This window comes from Paenibacillus cellulositrophicus (assembly GCF_009363095.1).
GTDB classification, from domain to species: Bacteria; Bacillota; Bacilli; order Paenibacillales; family Paenibacillaceae; genus Paenibacillus_AQ; species Paenibacillus_AQ favisporus.
Window position 1 is genome coordinate 353,310 of record NZ_CP045296.1, and the last position, 22,701, is coordinate 376,010.

The following is a 22,701-nucleotide window of genomic DNA, read 5'->3' on the forward strand; positions in this document are numbered from 1 at the left end:
TAGAAAGAGATTAGGTGCCGAACCAAGCCTTTTTTAAACGAAGGATACCTTCTTCCATAACCGGAAGCGGAAGGCCGGCAAAGCCCAAATAAACGACAGGAAGGGGGGCATCGGGAGGGGCAGCCCACATACTGCGGAAATCATACACCCTGACCTGCTGCTGTTCAGCCAGTTGGATCAGCTCTTGAGCGGTACCATCGCGGCGGACGCTCAGCTGAAGGTGAAGCCCCGCATGCTGACCGGTAATATGGACTTGCTCACTCAAGTGAATGCGTATCAGGTCTATCAAATGATGATGCTTCTTGCGGTACAAGCTGCGTGTCTTCCGCAGATGTCTGTACCAGTACCCCTCCCGCATGAACCGCTCCAGCGCCCACTGTTCCAGACGCGAAGGTGCATGCAGCAGATCATGGTGGAGCTTGGATAAGTTGTGCAAGAGTGAGGGAGGAACGACCATATAATTGATGCGGAGCGCAGGCGACAATGTCTTCGAGAAGGTACCGATATAGATAACCCTGCCTTTGTTATCAAGCCCTTGAAGGGAGGGGATCGGCTTTCCTTGATACCAGAATTCTCCGTCATAGTCATCCTCGATAATATAAGCGCCCTCCGTTTCGGCCCATGCGAGCAGACGCACCCGCTGCGAATACGGCATGATGCTTCCTGTCGGGAACTGATGCGAAGGCGTGACATATACGGCCTGAAAAGGAACCTTTGTCAGCTCATCCACAAGCAGCCCTTGGCCGCTAACCGGGATCGGAACCGTCTCCCAGCCGTATCCGTTCAATAGGTTCTTTACGAGATCGAAACCAGGCTCTTCAAAGGCCACCCGCCGTACCCCATCCAGTAGTTTAACCAGTATGCCGATGCTGTACGACATGCCGCTGCCAATGATGACTTGCTCCGGTGAACAGAGGACGCCTCTGGAATGAGCCAGATACTCCGAAATGGCAGCCCGCAGTCCCGGTTCGCCGCGGGAATCTCCATATTGACCCAGCTGTGCGGCCATCGGCTGCGCGGCTTCTTTTAACATTTTGCTCCATGTCCGCAATGGAAACGAATCTCCATCCATATGGGTAGGATTAAAATCGATCCAGTCCATGCCTTCTTCGCGTAAACACTCGTGAAATCCTGGCACGGTATGCTTAAGCTGCATACGCCGAGCCGGAGACGTTGTCACGACATTTTGTATAAATTCAGGGTCGTCCACCACGTAAAAGCCCGACTTAGGTTTGTTGACGACATAGCCTTCGACCACCAGCATGTGATATGCGGTTTCGACAGGCGTCTTGCTGATACCGAGCTGCTGCTGAAGCGCCCGTACGGACGGCAGCCGGGTCCCAGCCGCAACTTTCCCTAAGCGGATTTGTTCGCGGATCAAATGATAAAGTTGAAGATATAACGGAGAGCCGGAATGCTCGGGTAGCAGAAGGTCAAACATGGGATACCGCCTTTGCGTAGGATTCGCTGATTCTTGTCCTCATCGTATCACAAGAGGGTCTCGATCTGCAGCGATGGCTGCAACGCAAGTTGACGGATTTCTTGACCGTTATTTTGTTTGTAGATTCAGTGTATTTAGAAAAGGCTTCAGCTTGTCCACGACGTAGTGGCTGCCGCCGCGTGCATGTACATTTTCGATTAGTGCGGATATCAGGAAAGAAGATTGCTCCGCGTCGAAGGCGACCACGAATCCGTTCTCCTCGCCCTGTTCGCCTTTTTTGGCTTTCAGCTCGGCTGTTCCGGTTTTTGCCGCCAGCTTCAGCTCGGCAGAAGACAGCGCGTGAGCGGTTCCGCCGCTTCGGCTGACGACCTGCGTCAGGGCATCTTTGACCGTTCCAGCAACCTGTGGATTAATGATTTGGATCGCTTGAGGAGATTCTTGATCTTCCTGCTGTAGAAAGAGGATAGGGGGAACAAGTTTGCCTTGCTGGGCGAAGGGTGTGAATGCGACCGCCACGTGGATCGGGGACAACAGCATTTCTCCTTGTCCATAGGACGTATCCGCGAGCAGAACTTCCGAAGCCAGGTCGCGGTGGGAGGCGTTGGCATACTGGCTTGGCTTCAGGTTGATCATGTCCAGCCCCCAATTCTCGCCGAAGCCGAATTTGGATATGCCCTCGATAAATTTGCCGCTGCCCATTTCCAGCGCTTCTTGTGCAAAATAAATGTTGTCCGAATACACGAGGGCGTCCACCATATTTACGGAGCTGACGTCCTTCACCCGCGTGACATAGTACCCGCCCCAGCCCGCGTCTTTTTTCCAATGAAGACCGTCAATGCGGCGGGTTTTATCCGCTTTGGTTATGCCTTCGGTCAGGCCGGCAGCGGCCGTCACCGCTTTAAACACCGAACCTGGCGCATATCGGGCCGCGAACCGGTTAAAGAAAGGAAGCTCCGGATCCTTGGAATAAGCGTCCCATTCCTGCTGTGACAGGCCGGTGACCATTTGGTTTGGGTCATACGAAGGAGTGCTGACCAGGGCCAGCAGATCACCATGCTTCGGGTTCATCAACACTGCCGCGCCGGTATCACCGGACAGCGTACGGTACAGGTCCTGCTGAAGAGCGGAGGCGACCGTAAGGCGGATGTTCTCGCCATTTACCGCTGGCTTCTGGGCAACGATGCTTTTACGGTTCCCCTTCGCGTCAGTAATCTCGATCAATCCCCCTTTCCGTCCCCGCAGCTGCTTTTCCAGCGATTGCTCCAGCCCGGCCTTGCCAATCCAGTCCCCTGCTGCATAATAGCCGTCTTTATCGTTCTGCAAATCCTCCTGCGTCACCTGACGGACATAACCGGTAAGGTGGGCGGCGGCCTGGCCCAGCGGATAGTACCTCACTTCCTTCGGTCTGACCGAGACGCCCGGCAGTTTCTGGGACAGATCGGCAGCGGGAACATTGGCCATCGGAACAAAATAATTCGGTTTGACCCATTTCTGCGCCAGCTTTTTTTGGATATATTCCACTGGAAGTTTGAAGTAGGCGGCGATGCTAGCGATCGTCTGATTCGGATGGTCGCCGAGCTCGGAAGGGGTAATGCCCCATTCGTATGCGGTGCCGCGGGTGGCCAGCGGGTTCCCGTCCCGGTCCGTGATTTCACCACGCTGAGGCGTCAATACCCGGACCCTTACTTTGTCGCCGGCGGACATCTCTGGTAGAATCAGAGAAGGATGCCACTCGATGGCCCAAACCTTATCGTGGTCTTGTGCAACCTGAACCAGCTTCATATGGTAATCCCCATCAACATCACCGATTGGGGTATGCCAGGTGGCGGTATAGTCCATGGAATAATGATGGTCCTCTTCAGACTGGAAGGCAGGCCCCTGCGTCACTTTAACGCCGGTAACGCCCATTCCGCTGAAGATCGATTGGTATTTCTCGACGAACTGCTCGCGGCTCATTCCCGATTGCTCAAGGGATTCAGGCGTCATGAGGTCGTAGAGCCTGTCAAATTTCATTTCTTTCAGACTGTTGAAGTAAGACTGCAGCGTCTGTTCGGGACCGGGTTCATCCCGCCCCTGAATAAACACGTATATCGCCATCCCGCTGGCAACCAGAAAAGCTAACAGCACGTATGTAAAAAATTGTTTTCGCTTTAATCGCTTCATTGCTATAAACCTCGCTTTTGAAATATAATTCACAAGTAAACATGGAAACGGGTATAGGCTAACTATAAAATCAGCAGGGTAGGCAAACAATGGAACAAATCTGACGAATTTATCATTGACGGGAGAAAGAGACAAAGGAAAGTGAGAGGTAGATATGCCGGACAAAATCAAAATCATGATTGATACCGCCGGCCAGAAAGGCCATGGGTCGTTTATTTATTTGGAAGAAGGAGAAACCGTGACGGTGGGTAGACATACCGGCTCGGAACAAGGGATGCTCGAGATATACAACCTGCTGGTATCTAAACAGCACTGCCGGATCGCGTGGACCGAAGAGGGGCTCCTAGTTGAGGACTTGGGGAGCAAGAACGGGACCGAGCTGAACGGCCAGCGTTTGAACCCCCATGAACCCGCTGCGGTGTCTCCGGGTGACCGCCTAACTCTGGTGAACGGACTGGTTGCTTTGGAGCTGGAGAAGGTCATGGACCTGGAGGAAACGAGGGAGTATGTTTTTTCGGGGTGGCCTGAAGACGAGGTGCGCTTGAATGACGATATGCAGAGCGTTCAGATTGATGAGGAGACGGTCCCGCTATCTAAGAAGGAATACCAGCTGTTTAAGCTGATGCACAGCCGGCTGGACCATTTTGTGACCAGGGACGAAATTATGAGATATGTATGGCCCGAGCGCTGTATCGATGATACTGAGCTGGTTGGCATTGACGAGGTCAATTCACTGATTTACCGGACGAACAAGAAACTGCAAGGATATTTCGTCATCAAGTCGGTGTACAAAAAAGGCGTCTATATGAAACGGGAATATGCCGGGTCTGATTCGGCCTTATCCCGGTGACTCGGTCTAATCGTAATTTTAACATCCCGCCCGGAATGTCCGAGGCGCGTTGTCGTCATTTTTATCGTTCATTGGAACGAAAATGATAAAAACAAACAGCCAGCCTTCCCCTAGCGGGGAAAAGGCTGGCTGTTGTGTTGTTCAAAGAAGCTGCGGTACGCTTGCGTCGGATCTTCAAACCAATGGGCTATGCGGTCCGCCGTATTCTGGTCAGCTGCCGCTTGCATCAGAAGCTCGGCAATATGTCCCGGCAGCGGTTGGGTCATGGCATTGGTCCATTCGGTCACGGCCTTGATATAAGGCTGCGTCCGGTTCCAATATTCGCTGCCGATAGACTCGTCCCAATCGGCATCCGCATGGGCCAGCAGCGTCTCGTACAACTGCTCGGCAGCGTACGAGGCTGTATTGCAGCCCTGCCCGGTGATCGGGTCGGCAAGGAATACGCTGTCTCCGCATCCAAGGATAAGCGTGCCATTATGCATGACATACGGGCGGTGAACCGCAGGAGTGACGGCCGTGAGCAGATATGCGTTGTCGTCAATCAGCGCGAATTTGGCCGAATCGATCCGCCCGGCAATCTCCGGGAGGTGTTCCTCCACAATGCCAAGCATCCGCTCCGCAAAAGCATCCGGCCCCTTAGCGCCGACAAAAGCATCCAGTGCTCCGCCCGGAACCGCTTCAATAAACAGTATTGTGGCCCGTCCGTTTGATGTAACGGCAGGAATCTCGAACATTTCACCGGTGCCGGGCATCACCGTAATGGAAATGCCTTCGGGCTCAACGGGACGTATACCGGAAAAATAACCGACGATGCATTTCCGCTGCGGCGTCTGGAAGGGCGTCAGGCTCTCATCGACGGGAAATGAGGCGACCGGTCCCGATTTGCCGGCTGCGTCGATGAGCAGGTCGAATGAGGCGGCAAGTGCATCCAGATCACCAGCCGCAATGCGTCCATGCCGGAACCGAACGCCATCCTTGGACAAATCCTCCATGGCGTCCGCAAACCGGATACGCTGATCGGTGGAAGTGGCGATGCCCGTCAACTGCCCGGTAAACAGCTTTTGTCCGCCGAGTTGAAAGTGAATGGTCCGGATTTGCGGCGCATCGCTGTTCGCGGGCATGTGCACGCGCCGCTCGCGCGCAAGTGTCGGCTGGAAATGAACCTGGGTCGAACGGACTCTCCCGCTGCGGACCTCATCAGGTTCTTCATGATGAAGCACGGTGACGTCAAAATCGTCCTTCAGCGCATAGGCAAGCTGCAGCCCGGCCGTTCCGCTTCCGATAATGCCGATTGTTCTCATGAGTGATCTCCTCCTTGATCTTGGGGACTATTTAAAAAGCATACCTTCGAGCCCGGATGGACCAACAGGGAACAATTGACTAATTTTAGCTCAGGCGAAGCGGGATTTCTTTCACCCCGCGCACGATCATGCCGGGTCTCCATTCCAGATCCCCGATCTCTCCTTCAAGCGCAAAGTCGGGAAAACGCCGCAGCAGCGTGTTGACCGCAATCTCTCCCTCCAAGCGGGCGAGCGGGGCGCCAAGGCACAGGTGTATCCCTTTGCCAAACGCCAGATGCGGGCTTTTGCCGCGGGTAATGTCAAACAGGTCCGGGTCCTCAAACTGGGCCGGATCCCGGTTGGCTGCATCGAGCGCGACGATCACGAGGTCGCCCCGCTGGAATGGCTGGCCCCTGAATTCCAAATCCTCGGACGCCCAGCGGGAGGTGCTGAATTCCACAGGGCCGTTGTACCGGAGCATTTCCTCGATGGCTCCCTGGATGAGTTCCGGCCGGTCCTGAAGGAGCTTGCGCTGCTCCGGATATTCGAGCAGGGCCAGCACGCCGTTGCCAATCAAATTGACCGTCGTCTCATGACCGGCGATGATCATTAGCGTGACCACCCCGTACAGCTCTTCCTCCGTTAACCGGTCCCCTTGGTTTTCCGCGATCACCAGCTCGCTGATCATGTCGTCACCTGGCTGCTGACGGACCTTCGCGAACCATTCTTTTAGATATGCGATAAATTCGTTCATGTGACGGGTGACATCCTCGCCCATTTTCTGATTCGAGGCTTCAATAATAGAGTTCGACCACACCCGAAACTTGTCCTGATCCTCCGTGGGCACGCCCAAAATTTCACTGATGACGATGATCGGCAGCGGAAATGCGTAATCGTCAATGAGGTTCAGATGATCCTTGCCGGAGACCGCATCCAGAAGCCTGTCCGCAATCTCCTGGATATGATCCCGCATGCTTTCGATTCGCTGGGGCGTGAAGCCCTTTTGCACCAGACCGCGAAGACGTTTGTGATCCGGCGGGTCGGAGAACAGCATGTTTTTGGAGAACACGCTTGGATGCTCCTGCCCGACGAATTTGGTCATGTCCTTGATGAACCTCGGATCTTTCAGCACGGCCGCCGCATCCTCGTAGGTGCTGATGAGCCAGCCGGTTTGCCCGTTCGGAAGCATGACTTTCACAACGGGATCGCTTTGACGCAGTTTCTCGTACACGGGGTAAGGGTTGCGGGTAAAGTCGCTTGTAAACAACGCATTTTTCGGAGTTTCACTTGCATTCATAGACACTGTACTCCTCTCGAAAAAATGATAGATTGCTCTTTCATTATAAAAGAATGTGGGAACGATATCCAAAAAGCGCGTTCTAGCCTCTCTATCAACCTATGCAGCCCTTCCCGCAATATTTCGGATAACAACATCAAAACGGTAGTTTTCGGTAATGTTTACCGTTTTTGTTCATTCCATTGGAGAAATCGTCATCTGCAGCAAGAAAAAAGAGAATCGTTTTGTATTTTCTGCTCATATCCGATGGAATGCTGCTTCGATAGTCTTAAAGGGCAAGATTCACCACATATCAAATGGAGGTTGTAGGCATGAAAAAAATCGCAGCTGCGGGTTTGATCATCGCAATGCTGGGCAGTGTGCTGGCGGGCTGTTCATCCGGCGGCAAGAGCGGCGAAGATGCGGCAAAGGGGGCAAGTCCGGGAGGAGCGGCCGAATCGGCGACCTATCCATTAAAAACCGATGAGAAGCTGTCCTACTGGGGCGAGATCAACGGGAACCTGGTCGGAATCAAGGCGACGCATGATGAAATTCCTTTCTTTCAAAAATGGCAGGAAAAAACCGGGGTACCGCTCAAATTCACCGCTCCGCCGACCGGTCAAGTTAAGGAAGCCTTCAACGTCATGCTGGCCTCGGGGGATTTGCCGGATATGATCGAATACAACTTTATCGGCGATTTTCCCGGCGGACCGGAAAAGGCGATCAAGGACGGTTACATTTTGAAGCTGAACGATCTGATCGACAAGTACGCTCCAAACCTGAAAAAGTACCTTCAGGAGCATCCCGACATCGACAAGATGGTCAAAACGGACAGCGGCAGCTATTACGCGTTCCCGTTCATCCGGGGCGACGAATACCTGCGCGTATTCCAGGGGCCAATTATCCGGAAAGACTGGCTGGACGAGCTTGGTCTGCCGGTGCCGGAAACGATCGATGAATGGACGGCGACACTGAGAGCCTTCAAGGAGAAAAAAGGGGCGGCCGCACCGTTTTCGGTAGTGAGCAAGCCGCGCTTTTTCAATGAATCCGGCAACGGCGCTTTTATTGGTGCCTTCGGTGTGAACCGCGGATTTTATCAGGAAGACGGGAAGGTCAAATTCGGCCCCGCCGAACCTGGTTTTAAAGAGTATTTGAAACTGTTCCATGACTGGTATAAGGAAGGCTTGATCGACAAAAACATCGCGACGGCCGACACGAAGGCAGTCGACGGCAACATGGCATCCGGCGCTACTGGGGCCACGATCGGCAACGCCGGAGGAGGCATCGGCAAATGGCAGCCGCTCGTTGAGGCAAACGATCCGAAAGCCGTGCTTGTTGCGGCACCTTATCCGGTGCTGAACAAAGGGGACAAGCCCAAATTCGGGCAGCTGAACCAGGCCTACGCGTCCGAAGGAACGGTAGCGGTCACAACCGCAGCCAAAGATCCAGCGCTCGCGGTGCGCATGCTGGATTACGGGTACAGCGAGGAAGGACATATGTTCTTCAACTTCGGTGAGGAAGGCGTCAGCTACAACATGGAGAACGGCTATCCGAAATTCACCGATCTCTTGATGAAAAATCCGGACAAGCTCGCTCCCGCCCAAGCGATCTCCCTGTATGCGCGCAGTAGCTATAACGGGCCGTTCGTACAGGATAAGCGTTATGCGGAGCAGTTCTTTGCGCTCCAGACGCAGCGCGATGCGGTGGAGGTTTGGAAAAACACCGATGCGGCGAAGTATAACCTGCCATCCATTACGCCGACGCCGGATGAAAGCTCCGAGTATGCCACCATCATGAACGATATCAACACGCTGGTGGATGAAATGACGATCAAGATCATTCTCGGCTCCGAGCCGGTCGATCAATATGACAGTTATGTCGCCAAGATGAAGTCGCTGGGACTGGACCGGGCGATCGAAATTCAAACGGCGGCGCTGCAGCGTTACAACAGCCGGTAAGCACAAAGGAAGGGGAGGGCCTGCTCTCCCCCTAATATAATCGAGGTGAACTTCAGGCATGGCAAATCGGCAATCGTTTCGAAGCCGGCTCGTTCGTGATTTTGTGCTCAACAAGTATTTATACATCATGATGCTGCCGGTGATCGCCTATTATTTGGTCTTTCATTATGCACCTATGTACGGGGCGCTGATCGCGTTCAAAGATTATTCGCCCATGAAGGGCATTCTGGGAAGCGACTGGGTCGGATTGAAGCATTTTCATGACTTTTTCGGCAGCTACTATTTTTGGAGAATTCTAAAAAATACGATCTTGATCAGCCTCTATACGCTGGTTTTTGAGTTCCCGGCGCCGATCATACTGGCCCTCCTGATCAATGAAGTACGCAAGAAGAAATTCAAACGCGTCGTCCAGACGATCACGTACATGCCGTATTTTATTTCGCTCGTTGTCATTTGCGGCATCATCACCGATTTTACGAACGCAGACGGGCTCATCAACCGCCTGTTCATGTTCCTGGGCTATGATGGCCAGGCCATGCTGCAAAAGCCCGATCTGTTCCGGCCCATCTACGTGCTGTCCGAAATCTGGCAGCGGATCGGCTGGGAATCGATCATTTATATCGCTGCGCTCATGAGCATCGATCTGGAGCAGTACGAAGCGGCCCGGATCGACGGGGCCAGCCGTCTGAAGCAGATGCTGTACATTACACTGCCCGGACTGCTGCCGACCATTATGATCATGTTCATTCTCCGGATGGGGAACCTGCTCAACGTCGGGTTTGAAAAGATCATTCTTCTATATAACCCGGTTACATACGAAACGGCAGACGTCATCTCCTCCTTCGTATACCGCAAAGGCCTGCTGGAGTTCGGCTGGAGCTACAGCTCCGCCGTCGGTTTGTTCAACTCGGTCATCAATCTTGTCCTCCTGATAACGGCCAACGCCATCAGCCGGAGGGTGAGCCAAAACAGCCTATGGTGAGGTGGTAAGCTTGAAAACAGAGAGCGGTTGGGGTGACCGCATATTCAATGTCATCAACTATGCCCTGATGATTTTTCTGGTCGTCGTGACCTTGTATCCACTGGTGTATGTATTATTCGCTTCCTTCAGCGATTCGGCCCGGCTGCTCGGCCACAAGGGCTTTCTGTGGCATCCGCTCGGCTTCAGCCTCGACGCCTATAAGAGCGTGCTGGACAACCCGGGCATCGGCATCGGTTTTCGCAATACACTGTTCATTCTGATATTCGGGGTAGCGGTAAATTTGCTGCTCACCTCGATGGGCGCTTATGTCCTGTCGCGCAAAAACGTGATGTGGAACAAGGTGTTCATGTTCATCATCGTGTTCACCATGTTCTTCAGCGGCGGTCTGATCCCGCTGTATCTCGTCGTCAAAGGCGTGGGACTGCTGGACACGCTGTGGTCCACGATCGTTCCGTTCGCCGTCAGTACGTTTAACCTGATCATCATGCGGACGGCCTTCATGGGCATTCCGGACAGCCTGGAGGAATCGGCCAAAATCGACGGCGCGAATCATTTCACCATTTTGTTCCGGATTATTATCCCGTTGTCCATGCCGGTCATCGCCGTCATGATTCTCTATTATGCGGTGGACAAGTGGAACGGATGGTTCTACGCGTCGGTGTTTATCAAAGACAGAAACCTGTTTCCCCTGCAGCTGGTGCTGCGTGAAATTCTGATCTCCAACTCGACCGACAGCATGTCATCGGGCGCTTCGGCGGGAGACCGGTTCCAAATCGGGGAAACGATCAAATACGCAACGATTATGGTGGCGACCGTGCCTATTCTGTGCGTGTATCCGTTCCTGCAGCGGTTTTTCGTGAAAGGAGTCATGGTCGGCTCGCTGAAGGGCTGATGCACTTAATTGCGAAACAGATGTTGTTCAGATAAAGGAGGTCTTCGCATGAAGGACTTTGAAACAGTTAAGCAGGAGATGTGGCGGCAGATCGTCTTCAAGGCGGGACAAATGCTGGAACGAATCGGAGACAAATCGCCGCATGCCGCAGGCCAAGACGGGAAATACGATGATATGCGGATCGATTGGTGGACTTCGGGCTTTTGGCCGGGCGTGCTGTGGCTGATGTACGACATGACCGGTGAGGATAAATACCGGGAGGCTGCCTGGAACTGGGATGAACGGTTGTCGGAGCTGTGGCTCGCCCCAAATCATTACGATCATGATGTCGGTTTTCAGTTTTTGCCGACCGCAGTCATCAAGCATAAGCTGACCAGAGATGAAGACGCGGCAAGACGCGCGCTCCTTGCCGCCGGCTTCCTGGCCGGTCGCTTCAACCCTGCCGGCCGGTTCATCCGCGCCTGGAACGGCGACAAGACCGGCTGGTCGATCATCGATACGATGATGAATCTGTCGCTGTTGTTCTGGGCATCAGAAGAGAGCGGCGACCCGCGGTATGCACATATCGCAGGGCAGCATGCGGACACGGTCATCCGCCATTTCGTCCGCCCGGACGGGTCCGTGCATCATATCATCCGGTTCGATGCCGAAACCGGCGAAGCCGCCGAAGCGATCGGCGGACAGGGCTTTGCGCCGGATTCGGCCTGGAGCCGGGGGGCGGCCTGGGCACTATACGGTCTAACGAATGCGTGTCGTTATACGGACCGTTCGGATTACCTTGCGGCAGCCCAGCGGGTGGCGAACTTTTTTATCGCGCATCTGCCCGAAGATGCCGTGCCGTACTGGGATTTTCGTGCGGAAGCCGTGGAGGCCGAGGGCGGCATCGTGCGAGACAGCTCGGCCGGCGCCATCGCGGCGTCCGGATTGCTGGAGCTCGCGGAGGTGCTTGGCGATATCCGGGGAAGAGGATATCTTGATGCCGCGCAGCGGATTCTGCATTCCCTGTACACAACGTACGGAACATGGAATGATCAAGATCATGAAGCCGTCCTGCTGCACGGAACCGGCCATAAGCCGGTATCACAAAACGTGGATGTGTCTCTCATTTACGGCGACTACTTTTTTATTGAGGCGGCCGCCAAACTGAACGGATGGAAGCACCGGATCTTTTAAAAAGATACGTATAGCGAGTTGATGCCGGATGCATAACCGCCTGTCCATTCATCCGCATGAGCCTGGGAAGACCGTGAGGTCTCCCGAGGCTTTTTCGCGTTAATTCCGCATCCAGCCAGGGGATATTACGCTTTTTATCAACCGGATTGCACTTTTTATCTATACGCATCCCAGGCGATATTCGATATAATGGGTGTCTAATCAATTGAGACAAACTATTGAAGTATGGGTGATGGTCTTTTGCTGAACATTCAAAACCTATGGCGGAAACGGGAGAGCATCATTGTCACCTGGCTCGTATCATACAGCGCGGTGCTGTTTGTTCCGATCGTCATCAGCCTGGTGATCTATGCCCAGGCCAGCCATGCGCTGAAGAGCGAAATCCACCGGGCCAACGATTCGCTCCTGAAGCAGATGAGGTACACAATCGATAATCAGATCGACCTGATGAAGCGGTTGAATATGGAAATGACATGGAGCCCGAATTTGCAGCATCTGATGTATTCCAGCATGCCGGCTCAGGAAGTGCCCTACACGGCATACCAGCTGGTGAATGAATTCAGGCTGTTTAAAACGTCGTATGCTTCCATTGACGAATTTTACGTTGTTTCCAGACGGGACGGCTCGGTGTACAGGTCCGGCAATATCCGCGACTTGAAATCCGCTTTCTATACAATTCACCAAACCGGTGCGCTCACACTCGAGCAATGGAAGAGCGAAGTATTGAATGGGGCGAGCAATTCCTTCATCGTGCTTCCCCATGCCAATGCGGCTGATGAACATACGGCAATCGCCTATATTACGCAGCTGCCGAAAGACATGAACGGGCAGAGCACAGGCAGCGTAGTGGTCATGTCCGATACTCGTCGGTTCCAGGAAGCGGTGGAGGGCATTTCGGGTTTCAGCGGAGCGACGCTGCTCATTTTGAACCATAATAACGAGATTCTGATGTCCAACCATCCGGATTCGGAGGAGCTGTCGCCATTTCTGAATGGTAAGCGGATTCAAACGGATTCCGCGCAGGCTGGAACGTCGGAACTGTTCTCAATCAACTCCTCTGTCTCGGATCTGAAGTACGCCCTGATCATCCCGAGCGGAATCTATTGGGAAAAGGCGGAATACGTCCGTAATTTTACGTATGTCAGCATACTCGTAAGCCTGGCGGGTGCCGGCGTTCTGACCTGGTTTTTTATGCGCCGCAACTATTCGCCTGTACAGCAGCTGGTCGAGTCCCTCAAGGATGAGAACACCGACCGTAGTTATGCCGATGCGAACGAGTTCCGGTTCATCCAGAAAGTCGTTATCCGCACCCGCACTGAAAATGACGAGATTTCCATGCAGCTGCAGAAGCACCAGCAGGTGCTGCGGTCCAATATGATCAACCGGCTGCTGAAAGGCAAACCGGATACACTGGTACCGTACGAGGAGGCGTTTCGCTCGTTTCAGATGAAGCAGGTATCCACGGAATTTGCCGTCATCCTGTTCGTGATCGAGAACGAAGACAAGCTGTACGAATTTTTGCCGGGCATCGACATGAATGAACGCAGTAAGCTGATCCACCTGATCATATCCAATGTCGTGGAAGAGCTGGCGGAAAAGCAGGGACATGCCGGGTATGTGGTCGAAACGGATGACATGATGGCCTGCCTTGTCAATTTGAAAGCGGATACTTCCGGATGGGAGCACGATCTTCATGACATCGCGGCCGAGGCGCAGCGGTTTCTGGAGCGGTATGACATGGAACTGACCATCTCACTGAGCGGACGCCATGCTTCCTGGATCGGCATCTCCGAGGCGTACCGGGAGGCGGTCGACGCGATGGAATACAAGATGGTCCTCGGCAAAAAAGGGATCATCGCATACGAGGACATCCGTGCCGACAGCACTGCAGACATCGGTTACGGCTATTATTATCCGCTTCAAATCGAGCAGCAGCTGATTAATGTGATCAAGGCGGGGGACCTGGATGAAGCCGCGTCGTGCATGAACGAGATCATTGAGAAAAATCTGGACAAGCCTGTCATGCCGCTCACACTGGCAAGATGCCTGATGTTCAATCTCGTCGGGACGATGATCAAGGCGATCAACGAGCTGGGCGAAGGGAGCGGCGGCATCACGCTTGCCGACAACCCGCGCTGGATCGACGATATTATGGCATGCGGCACGCTTCGGGAAATGCAGGAGAAGCTGCAGTCCCTCCTTCAGGAAGTGTGTGCCTACGCATCAGCTAAACGTTCATCCCACGTATCCAGGGAGCGGGAGGATTCCCTGCGGAACCTTATTCAGGAAGTCCACCAGTATATCCAAGCGAATTACGTGGACATGAACTTGAACGTCAACGCGATCGGCGAGCATTTTCAGCTGAAGGGGAGCTATCTGTCGAAGCTGTATAAGACCCAGACGGGCGAAGGCATACTCGACAGCATTCATAAATACCGGATCGAGCAGGCGAAACGGCTGATGAGGACCAAGCCCGAGTCGATCAGCGAGATATCCAGGCAGATCGGATACAACGACCCCGCGACCTTCATCCGGGTGTTCAAAAAATACGAAGGCATTACGCCGGGCAAGTACAAAGAAATTATTTGATGTTTTATTTTCGGGAGGTACCTATGAAGTGGAGAGGTAAAGGGAGAGCGGCCGCTTGGGGATGGCTGGCTTTCATGGTCCTGTTGATGGCGGTACTGCCGGCTTGCGACCGTGAGCGGACGACGCATACGGCAAGTACGTTGCCGACTGCCGAAACAACGCTAATGGCGGGAGGAGGCAAGGGTTCGTCCGCCTCGGATGCCAAGCTGACCTATTGGGCTGAACTGAACGGCAACGCGGCGGGAATCAAGTCCACCTTTAACCAGGTGCCGTTCTTTCAGGAATGGCAGCGGAGAACCGGCGTCCAGCTGACGTTCATCCAGCCTCCGGCCAACCAGGCGAAGGAAGCGATCAGCGTGCTGCTGGCATCAGGCGATCTGCCGGATATGATGGAGTACGAATGGATCAATTATCCGGGGGGACCGGAGAAGGCGATCAACGACGGCTATATTCTTCGCCTGAACGAAGCCATCGATCAGTACGCCCCGAACTTGAAGCGGTACCTGAAAGAGCATCCCGATATCGATATGCAAATCCGTACAGCCGGAGGCAGCTACTATGCATTCCCGTTTATCCAGGGAGACGACAAGCTGCGGACTTACCAGGGACCGATAATCCGCAAGGATTGGCTGGATGAGCTGGGCCTGGATGTGCCTGTGACGATCGACGATTGGCATACGGTGCTCAAGGCATTCAAGGATAAGAAAGGCGCGGAAGCGCCGCTTACCTTCCTTGGCGTACCGAATCCGCTGTTTGGCATCGAGGGCGGAGGGTTTATCGGCGCATTCGGAATCAAGAAAGGCTTTTACCAAGAGGAGGGAAAAGTCAAGTTCGGCCCGGTTGAGCCGGGGTATAAACAATTTCTGTCACTGTTCCGGCAGTGGTACGCGGAAGGGCTGATCGACCCGAACTTTGCTGCCGTGGACTCTGAAACGCAGGACACGAGCATGATCCTGAGCCGGAGCGGTGCTGGTATTTGGAATGCGGGCGCCGGCATCGGCACGTGGCTGCCTGTTATGAAAGCGCAGGATTCGTCGGTGGAGCTCGTTCCGGCGCCATATCCGGTGCTTCAACGCGGGGACCGACCCGAATTCGGGCAGCTGGCCCCGGCTGTCGGATCCAGCGGGGTGGCGATTTCCGCGAAGAGCAAGCATGTCGAAGAAGCGGTCAAGATGCTGGACTACGGGTACGGACCGGAAGGACATCTGCTCTTTAATTTCGGCATCGAAGGGGTCAGCTACGAGATGAAGGACGGGTATCCGGTGTATACGGACGTCATTTTGCACAACCCGGATAAGCTGGCGCCGTCACAGGCGCTGGCGATGTACACCAGGGCAAGTTATTTCGGACCTTTCGTCCAGGATATCCGTTACATGGAACAGTATTATTCCCTTCCGGAGCAGAAGGAGGCGGTCCGGGTGTGGTCCGACACGGATGCGGCGCTTCATACGCTGCCTGCGCTTCCGACCACGGAGAAGGAGAGCACCGAGCTGGCGGTGATCATGCAGGAAGTCAACAAGGCCGTAACCGAAATGTCGCTGAAAATCATTATGGGCATGGAGCCGGTATCTGCTTTTGATGAATACGTGAAAAAAATCCGGCTGATGGATATCCAGCGTGCCATCGGCATAGAGCAGCAGGCGCTGGACCGTTATCGCGCATCCGTATCCAAAACAAGCGGGAACACCACCGGTTGACCGTGGAACGGGCTGTCCCGAAACCTACGATTTTATGCCTTTCCTGATAGCCGGAACCGCTGCTGACAAGAATGTGTTAAAGGCAATATAGAACGGAAACACAATCATTTCGAACATTAATATCAAGCCGGTGACCGGAGCGGGATCATCTCCCGGATTCGTCAGCGGAAACAGCATGCTGAAGCCCCAAATCATCAGGATGAAATACGGGATCCACAGAACGGCAGCGGCATAAGCGGATTTGCGGCCGGAGACAAGACGCTTGCTCAGCCAATAGCAGAGGATCAGTGATACGGCCAGCAGGGCCAGATTCGCCCAGTTCAATGCATGATAGATGCCAGTCCAATTCGTGATTCTTTCCAGCCTGTACACATTGCCCAAACTTTCCGCATGGAGGAAAAAGAGGAAAGCGTAAATACAGCTCATCACATTCAATTTGTAAAAATAGCGCATGAAGGTTCATCTCCCATTAGTCCAGCGGTTCGCTGGGCTTCATTGCGTTGACGGATAGGCAAGCCGAGAATTGTTCAATGCGGCTGATGCCATGTGATGCTACTCTGGCGCCTTTCACAAAACCTCATCTTTTATGGAAAATATGGGCTTCCATTCATTACCATTATACCTGAATCTGATTTGTACCGGTACAGCTGTGATAAATTCGCATTGTCCCCGCAGAATGCTCCCTGTACCTTATAAGTAATGGATTTTTTGTAATTTGAATATAAATCAGCGCGTTTCTAATCAAGATTTCACATTCCGAAATGAGGAGAGAGAAGAATGTTAAACCTGCAAAAATACATGAGCAAACTGGGTATGACCTATCAAATCGACTTCATTCCCGATCTGAAGCTCCTGTGTGAACTGCAATATCGGCACGTCATGCATATTCCTTTTGAAAACCTAGATATCATGGATGGGGTCCCATTATCGATGAATCCCGACATACTCTTCAACAAGATCATTGAAGGCCGGCGCGGAGGCGTATGCTACGAATTGAACGGATTGTTTCACAACCTTCTCAAAGCGCTTGGATTCAGCGCATCAATGGCTGCCTGTACTGTCAAGCAGGAGGAAGGTTGGTTTATCGACGGAACCCATGCCGTAAATGTCGTTCATCTTCCGGGTGGAGATTACCTCGTGGATGTTGGTTTTGGCGGCCGAAGCCCCCGAGTGCCGGTTCCGCTGAACGGCGAATTGACAGAGGACTGGGATGGAAAGTGGCGCATACGTCCGTATACAGAAGAGCAAGACCGATTTGTTTTGGAGAAGGAAACCCCAGAGGAGTGGGAGATGCTGTACCAGTTGGACAGGGAGTCGCGACTGCTGGAAGATTTCAAAGCGGTGTTCGATATGACGCAGTATGGGCATGAATCGAAATTCAATAAAATACGGGTGGCAATGAGTCAGACGGAGCAGGGACGCGTTACGCTGAGCGGAAACTCTTTAACCCAGGTAAACGGAGAGATGAAATCTAAAGAGGACGTCGAGCCGGAACGGATTGGGCAGGTGCTGCGCGAGCTATTCCATATTGAATGGAAGCAATGACGGTTCATTATCAGCCGGTCTCGTGAGTAGCCCGTATTGAGGCTAAGAAGACTGACTTCGTTAACGAAGGGGGCTGCCGGCTCTTCGATGAATTGGTGTAAGGCTTCGGGCGAATACTAGTTTGGTCAAGGTATTTTCGCTTGCAGAGGAGTCTTCGATTATGGACAGCAACAATCACGAGAAAAGTAAATGGGCGCTGCCTTTCCGAAAAAAAGCCGGACCCCGGCTCCATAAGGACGATATCACGGTCGTGGACACCGGCAACGCCAAGAAGGCCGTCGTCGCCACCGCATTGGGAAATGCCATGGAATGGTTCGACTTCGGAATCTACTCTTATTTGGCCGTCGTTATGGGCAAGGTGTTTTTCCCGGAGATGACGGGTTCCATCCAGCTGATTTATACCTTTGCCACGTTTTCCATCGCCTTTCTCGTCAGGCCGTTCGGCGGTTTGTTTTTTGGAAGGCTGGGGGACCGGCTAGGCCGGAAAAAAGTGCTCACCATCACGTTAGTCATGATGGCGGTGTCTACGCTGTGCATCGGTCTCATCCCGAGCTACGCATCGATCGGCATTACCGCTTCGGTACTGCTGCTGCTGGCCCGCCTGGTCCAGGGCTTCTCCACCGGGGGAGAATATTCGGGCGCCATGACCTTCATTGCCGAATCCACGCCCGACAAGCGCCGCGGATTTATGGCGAGCGGCCTGGAAGTGGGCACCCTGGTGGGGTACATTGCCGGATCCGGGTTGGTGACGCTGCTTAGCTACCTGCTCGGGCCCGACCGGATGCTGGCTTGGGGCTGGAGGATTCCTTTTTTTATCGCGGCTCCGATCGGCTTGGTCGGCCTGTACCTGCGGAATCATCTCGAAGAAACTCCCGCCTTTGAGGCGATGGAGAAAGCAGCCCAGGATGAAGGGAGGCAGAAAGTGCCTTTCCGGGAACTGCTAAAGGTTCAGTGGAGAGTCGTCCTGCTCTGCATCGTCATGGTGTGTTCCTTCAATGTCGTGGACTATATGGTGTTGTCATACATGCCATCGCATCTTACCGCGGTGCTCGGTTACGGGGAGACGGAAGGGCTGCTGCTCATTCTTATTGTCATGTTTATCATGATCCCGATTGTGCTGTTCATGGGTTACTTCAGCGACCGGATCGGGAACAAACGCATCATCCAAGGCGGTCTGCTGGGGCTGATCGTGCTCTCACTGCCGGCGTTTTGGTGGATCGGGAGCGGCAAGGGAGGGATGGTCTTTCTCGGTCTGCTGTGCCTCGCCGTGCTGCTGACCTGCTTTGAAGGCACCATGCCGTCCGTGCTTCCGGCTTTGTTTTTTACCAAGGTCCGATATGGAGCCCTGGCGATTACTTATAATATTTCAGCATCCCTGTTCGGCGGGACCACTCCGCTTGTCATGGCTTGGCTGATCAATCTGACCGGGGAGCCCTTGGTACCAGCGTATTATTTGATCGCAGTTTCAATTATCGGCTTCGTCATCGTGACCATGTGGTTTACCGAGACCTCGGGCCGGTCGCTTCGCGGTTCTGCGCCCGCGGTGGAGAAGCCGCACGAAGTTCATGAGGTGCTTCAAGAGCCGGAGGAAGCGCTGTGGTGGCATGAGGAGCAGTCGGCCATCCACGATCAGCTGTCCGATTCAGATCCGACACGTTAACGAAATAAGGATTGCGTGATGAAATATATAAATCTTAAAAAAGGCGCTGGAACAAGGGTTCCGGCGTCTTTTTTGCTTCTTTTTCCAAATATTTTTGTGAAAGCCTTTTCAATTGTGTTTAAATGTGTTATCTTTGAGGTAATCTAATTGTGTCTAAATTGTGAAAGCAATTTGTCGAAATTGTGAATCATCGCTGATGCATAGCGTATGATATAGCATCCAATGTTTTTAAGGAGGAATTCATCATGACCTTTTTACTGCTGATTGTGTTTACCGCTGCGTTGATCGGTGTGTTGTTCTTCGGGAAGAAGCACGAGGTGTTGATTGCCAACGTCATGAATACATTGCTGCTCACGGGTCTTGCGATTGCGTCCGGAATGCATTTAAGCTCTGGCGGCTTATTCTACCTGATTCTGATTTTCTACTACGTGGTGCCGATGTATGCTGTCATTACGCTGTTTGGTGTCATGAAGAAGAACAGCAAGAAGAACAAGAAGGACGTATTTATCAGTTCCTTTGAGCCGTCCCTCCCCGATTTGCGTGGAGAACGCGCCTAATATCCAATCATAATTAACCGCTGGGACAACGAGGTTCCAGCGGTTGTTTTATTTTGTGCACTCTTGGCAGACTCTAGGTCCAGTGAAAAGGTCGCTCCAAATGTGCAGGAATTTTGGTAGCTGCGTTCCCTTTGGCTGCATTGATCTGGAACTGGGTTAGAAAAAGGCTTCCGCTCAAATCCGCGCCGCGGATGTCCGCGTCCCGGAAGTCGGCGCCGATCAGATCCGTGATCCGGAGGTCTGCGTCCCGAAGGTCGGCCGCGATCAAATATGCGCCTCTAAAGCTCTGGAATTTGAGATCGGCGCCTTTCAGCTTGGCACCGATCAGATCCGCCCCGCGTCCCTTCAGGTTCTTACGAGAAGACGGTCCCTTGTAACGTCGGCGTGCCTCCTCCCGAACGAGTTCACTGGTCTTAAGGAGCAGGAGGTTTACTTCGGCCCGGTGAGCGGGAATATCCAGCTTCAATATTTCCTCTGGCGGAAGTTCGGTGAGACGCTGCGTTTCATTCAACTGCGTTCTGAGCTCCTCGTGGATCAGGTGGGCGTCGGCATGGCTTAGCGCTTCGCTTAAATAGGCCAGAAGCTCGTGCAGCTGACGCATGACGGGAAATACTTCGAACATTTGCTTCGCCGTCTCCGGCGCTTGGCGCCAATCTATGCCGCTATAAGTAAACTGGGAAACTTTTTGTCCGGCCCCGAAACAGTCATAAACCGTACATCCGCGAAATCCCTTTTGGCGCAGGCTGTTATGAATACCGCAGCGGAAATCGGATTGCAAATGGCGGCAGGGCTGTCCCGCCTGCTTGTCCATGGCAAAGTCGGATGAGGCGGCAAAAGGAAGGGAAACGCAGCACAGGCCGAAGCATTTCTCGCAGTCTGCCTTCAGGGCAGCTCGTCCGAAGTCTCCTATGTCCTCAAAATGATATGGGTTTGGTGAACTCAATGTTGATATCTCCTTCATGTAAAATCAGTCCGGTTTTTTTTACCTATCGTTATCTTACAATAAATTGAAGCATTTATCGATGACGTGATGCTTATCAGCCTGAAGCTTTCGCCAGATTTATTGATACATGGAATCGAGCGGGGATTGGACATCTTATCATCGTGAACTAATTTATCCAACGGGAGTGATGGAGAAATGAAGATTAGCGGAAATACGATACTCATTACCGGCGGCGCATCCGGAATCGGGCTGGCCTTGGCGGAGCGTTTCGTTCAGGCGGGTAACACCGTGATCATTTGCGGGCGCCGCGCAGACAAGCTTCAGGAGCTGAAGGAACGTTACCCGGATATACATACGGTGGCATGTGACCTGTCTGTGGAGTCCCACCGGCTGGAATTGTTCCGTAAGGTGACGTCCGAATTTCCGGGTTTGAACGTTCTCATCAATAATGCAGGCATTCAGCAGCGGGTTCATTTGCTCGAAGCGGAGAAAGAGTGGGAGTATTACCGTCAGGAAATTTCAATTAATGTAGATGCACCGATTCATTTAACGCTGTTGTTTATGCCTCACTTGTTAAAGCAACCGGATCCGGTCATCGTCAATGTCACCTCAGGGTTGTCCATTACGCCGGGAGCCTGGGTTCCGATTTACAGTTCTACCAAGGCCGCGCTTCATTCCTTTACCGTTAGTCTCCGGATTCAGCTGGCTCAAACGAACGCCAAGGTGATCGAAGTGCTGCCGCCTGCGGTCAACACCGATCTAGGCGGGGCGGGACTTCACACCTTCGGCGCGCCTCTTGACGCGTTTGCCGACTCGGTATTCAGGGACCTGCAAACCGGTAAAGAGGAGATAGGTTATGGCGGTACGGAGGAGAGGCTGCATCTGTCGGCGGTACAGGCAAGAGAGACGGCAGCCCGGATGTACGATGGCTTCCGGTCAGGTACATAACATCTTGCACAGATGTAGAACAGGAAGAGGACCTGCTGACAAGATTAGCAGGTCCTCTTTGGGTTACATGTTTTCTTTTAAAAATTTGTCGTAGTCGTTTAATGCCCGGTCTAATTTCTGACTGGCCTTGATCAGCTCCGGATCGGTGAGACATTTGCATACGGACAGTTTATTCAATTCCAACCGAAGCTCTTCAATTTTACGAATAATTTTATCCATGGTTGAACAGCTCCTTAGAAATTTTGCATCCTCCTTGCGCTCGCAGAATGCCGCAACGACAGATGCGTCAACACTTTTTTCGATCCAGCACATGATTTTTGAAAAAGAATGATACTACATTTTTCGCTAAATTCCCCTCAAATCCCTTCCGTGAAGCTGACATATTATCGAAATGTTACCCGATGATGAAATTTTTTTTTAGGTTCATAAAACCCTTCCGGCCTGGACAGCGAGATTCGATATAAATGGGTAAAATTTACATGGTATAAAGAACGGGTGTTCGTATATAATAAAAACATACGTTCGGTTAGGAGGGTCTGTCATGTCAGAAAAATATGTTGGGCAAACCGTGGAGATCGTTTATTTAGACCAGGCCGGTAACATTACGCAGCGTAAAATCGAAGTGAAAGAGATGCGCGGGAACACCGTCAGGGCGGTATGCCTGAAGACAGGTGCCCCAAGAACCTTCCGGCGGGATCGGATTCTGGCATGGCAGGTCGCAAGAACTGCCTAGGACCGGTTAGGACG

At 53.0% G+C, this 22,701-nt stretch carries 19 protein-coding genes; 12 read left to right on the plus strand and 7 right to left on the minus strand.

What is annotated here, in order from left to right; all coding sequences use genetic code 11:
• Positions 1–10 precede the first annotated feature (10 nt).
• Together GCU45_RS31365 and GCU45_RS31370 are read right to left on the minus strand one after the other, a co-directional pair.
• Complete coding sequence (locus GCU45_RS31365; RefSeq protein WP_152403869.1) at positions 11–1,441, minus strand: MocR-like pyridoxine biosynthesis transcription factor PdxR; 1,431 nt, start codon at positions 1,439–1,441, stop codon at positions 11–13.
• A 108-nt stretch (positions 1,442–1,549) separates the two neighbouring features.
• Positions 1,550–3,604, minus strand: coding sequence for a penicillin-binding protein PBP4(5) (locus GCU45_RS31370; RefSeq protein WP_167527299.1), 2,055 nt, complete (start codon positions 3,602–3,604; stop codon positions 1,550–1,552).
• Positions 3,605–3,758: 154 nt separating this feature from the next.
• Here GCU45_RS31370 and GCU45_RS31375 point away from each other — a divergent pair, with 154 nt between their 5' ends.
• Entirely contained in the window at positions 3,759–4,454 is a 696-nt protein-coding gene (locus tag GCU45_RS31375) for an FHA domain-containing protein (protein WP_152403873.1), read from the plus strand.
• A gap of 110 nt (positions 4,455–4,564) precedes the next feature.
• Here GCU45_RS31375 and GCU45_RS31380 read toward each other — a convergent pair whose 3' ends face one another.
• Both GCU45_RS31380 and GCU45_RS31385 read right to left on the minus strand, forming a co-directional pair.
• The gene (locus GCU45_RS31380) at positions 4,565–5,755 is read right to left on the minus strand and encodes a styrene monooxygenase/indole monooxygenase family protein (RefSeq protein ID WP_152403874.1); all 1,191 of its coding nucleotides are present in this window, start codon (positions 5,753–5,755) and stop codon (positions 4,565–4,567) included.
• An 85-nt stretch (positions 5,756–5,840) separates the two neighbouring features.
• Positions 5,841–7,031, minus strand: coding sequence for a cytochrome P450 family protein (locus tag GCU45_RS31385; protein ID WP_152403876.1), 1,191 nt, complete (start codon positions 7,029–7,031; stop codon positions 5,841–5,843).
• Positions 7,032–7,342: 311 nt separating this feature from the next.
• Here GCU45_RS31385 and GCU45_RS31390 point away from each other — a divergent pair, with 311 nt between their 5' ends.
• From GCU45_RS31390 to GCU45_RS31415, 6 genes are all read left to right on the plus strand, one after another.
• Entirely contained in the window at positions 7,343–8,968 is a 1,626-nt protein-coding gene (locus tag GCU45_RS31390) for an extracellular solute-binding protein (protein WP_152403878.1), read from the plus strand.
• Positions 8,969–9,026: 58 nt separating this feature from the next.
• Positions 9,027–9,950, plus strand: coding sequence for an ABC transporter permease (locus GCU45_RS31395; RefSeq protein WP_076166645.1), 924 nt, complete (start codon positions 9,027–9,029; stop codon positions 9,948–9,950).
• A 67-nt stretch (positions 9,951–10,017) separates the two neighbouring features.
• Positions 10,018–10,842 carry a carbohydrate ABC transporter permease gene (locus GCU45_RS31400; protein WP_167527319.1) on the plus strand — a complete coding sequence of 275 codons (825 nt, stop codon included), beginning with the start codon at positions 10,018–10,020 and terminating at the stop codon, positions 10,840–10,842.
• A gap of 48 nt (positions 10,843–10,890) precedes the next feature.
• Entirely contained in the window at positions 10,891–12,015 is a 1,125-nt protein-coding gene (locus GCU45_RS31405) for a glycoside hydrolase family 88 protein (RefSeq protein ID WP_152403882.1), read from the plus strand.
• 240 nt (positions 12,016–12,255) lie between these two features.
• Complete coding sequence (locus GCU45_RS31410; RefSeq protein WP_244364756.1) at positions 12,256–14,604, plus strand: helix-turn-helix domain-containing protein; 2,349 nt, start codon at positions 12,256–12,258, stop codon at positions 14,602–14,604.
• Between the two features lie 23 nt (positions 14,605–14,627).
• Positions 14,628–16,301, plus strand: a complete 1,674-nt coding sequence (locus GCU45_RS31415; protein WP_244364757.1) for an extracellular solute-binding protein — start codon at positions 14,628–14,630, stop codon at positions 16,299–16,301.
• A 24-nt stretch (positions 16,302–16,325) separates the two neighbouring features.
• Here GCU45_RS31415 and GCU45_RS31420 read toward each other — a convergent pair whose 3' ends face one another.
• Positions 16,326–16,754 carry a hypothetical protein gene (locus GCU45_RS31420; RefSeq protein WP_152403886.1) on the minus strand — a complete coding sequence of 143 codons (429 nt, stop codon included), beginning with the start codon at positions 16,752–16,754 and terminating at the stop codon, positions 16,326–16,328.
• A 324-nt stretch (positions 16,755–17,078) separates the two neighbouring features.
• On the opposite strand from GCU45_RS31420, the gene GCU45_RS31425 reads away from it, so the two are divergent.
• The 3 genes from GCU45_RS31425 to GCU45_RS31435 all read left to right on the plus strand — a co-directional run bounded on the left by GCU45_RS31425 (position 17,079) and on the right by GCU45_RS31435 (position 20,063).
• Positions 17,079–17,846, plus strand: a complete 768-nt coding sequence (locus GCU45_RS31425) for an arylamine N-acetyltransferase family protein (protein WP_152403888.1) — start codon at positions 17,079–17,081, stop codon at positions 17,844–17,846.
• 160 nt (positions 17,847–18,006) lie between these two features.
• Positions 18,007–19,506 carry a glycine betaine/L-proline transporter ProP gene (gene proP / locus GCU45_RS31430; RefSeq protein ID WP_152403890.1) on the plus strand — a complete coding sequence of 500 codons (1,500 nt, stop codon included), beginning with the start codon at positions 18,007–18,009 and terminating at the stop codon, positions 19,504–19,506.
• A gap of 245 nt (positions 19,507–19,751) precedes the next feature.
• Positions 19,752–20,063: a hypothetical protein gene (locus GCU45_RS31435; RefSeq protein ID WP_105443223.1), complete on the plus strand. Its 312-nt coding sequence runs from the start codon at positions 19,752–19,754 to the stop codon at positions 20,061–20,063.
• A gap of 73 nt (positions 20,064–20,136) precedes the next feature.
• Here the strand turns inward: GCU45_RS31435 and GCU45_RS31440 are convergent, their stop codons facing one another.
• Positions 20,137–21,006, minus strand: coding sequence for a pentapeptide repeat-containing protein (locus GCU45_RS31440; RefSeq protein ID WP_244364758.1), 870 nt, complete (start codon positions 21,004–21,006; stop codon positions 20,137–20,139).
• A gap of 195 nt (positions 21,007–21,201) precedes the next feature.
• On the opposite strand from GCU45_RS31440, the gene GCU45_RS31445 reads away from it, so the two are divergent.
• Entirely contained in the window at positions 21,202–21,954 is a 753-nt protein-coding gene (locus tag GCU45_RS31445) for an SDR family oxidoreductase (RefSeq protein WP_152403894.1), read from the plus strand.
• 63 nt (positions 21,955–22,017) lie between these two features.
• Here the strand turns inward: GCU45_RS31445 and GCU45_RS31450 are convergent, their stop codons facing one another.
• Positions 22,018–22,173, minus strand: a complete 156-nt coding sequence (locus GCU45_RS31450) for an aspartyl-phosphate phosphatase Spo0E family protein (RefSeq protein WP_152403896.1) — start codon at positions 22,171–22,173, stop codon at positions 22,018–22,020.
• Positions 22,174–22,495: 322 nt separating this feature from the next.
• Here GCU45_RS31450 and GCU45_RS31455 point away from each other — a divergent pair, with 322 nt between their 5' ends.
• A complete protein-coding gene (locus GCU45_RS31455; RefSeq protein WP_105443220.1) occupies positions 22,496–22,687 on the plus strand; it encodes a hypothetical protein in 192 nt (63 codons plus the stop codon).
• Positions 22,688–22,701 lie beyond the last annotated feature (14 nt).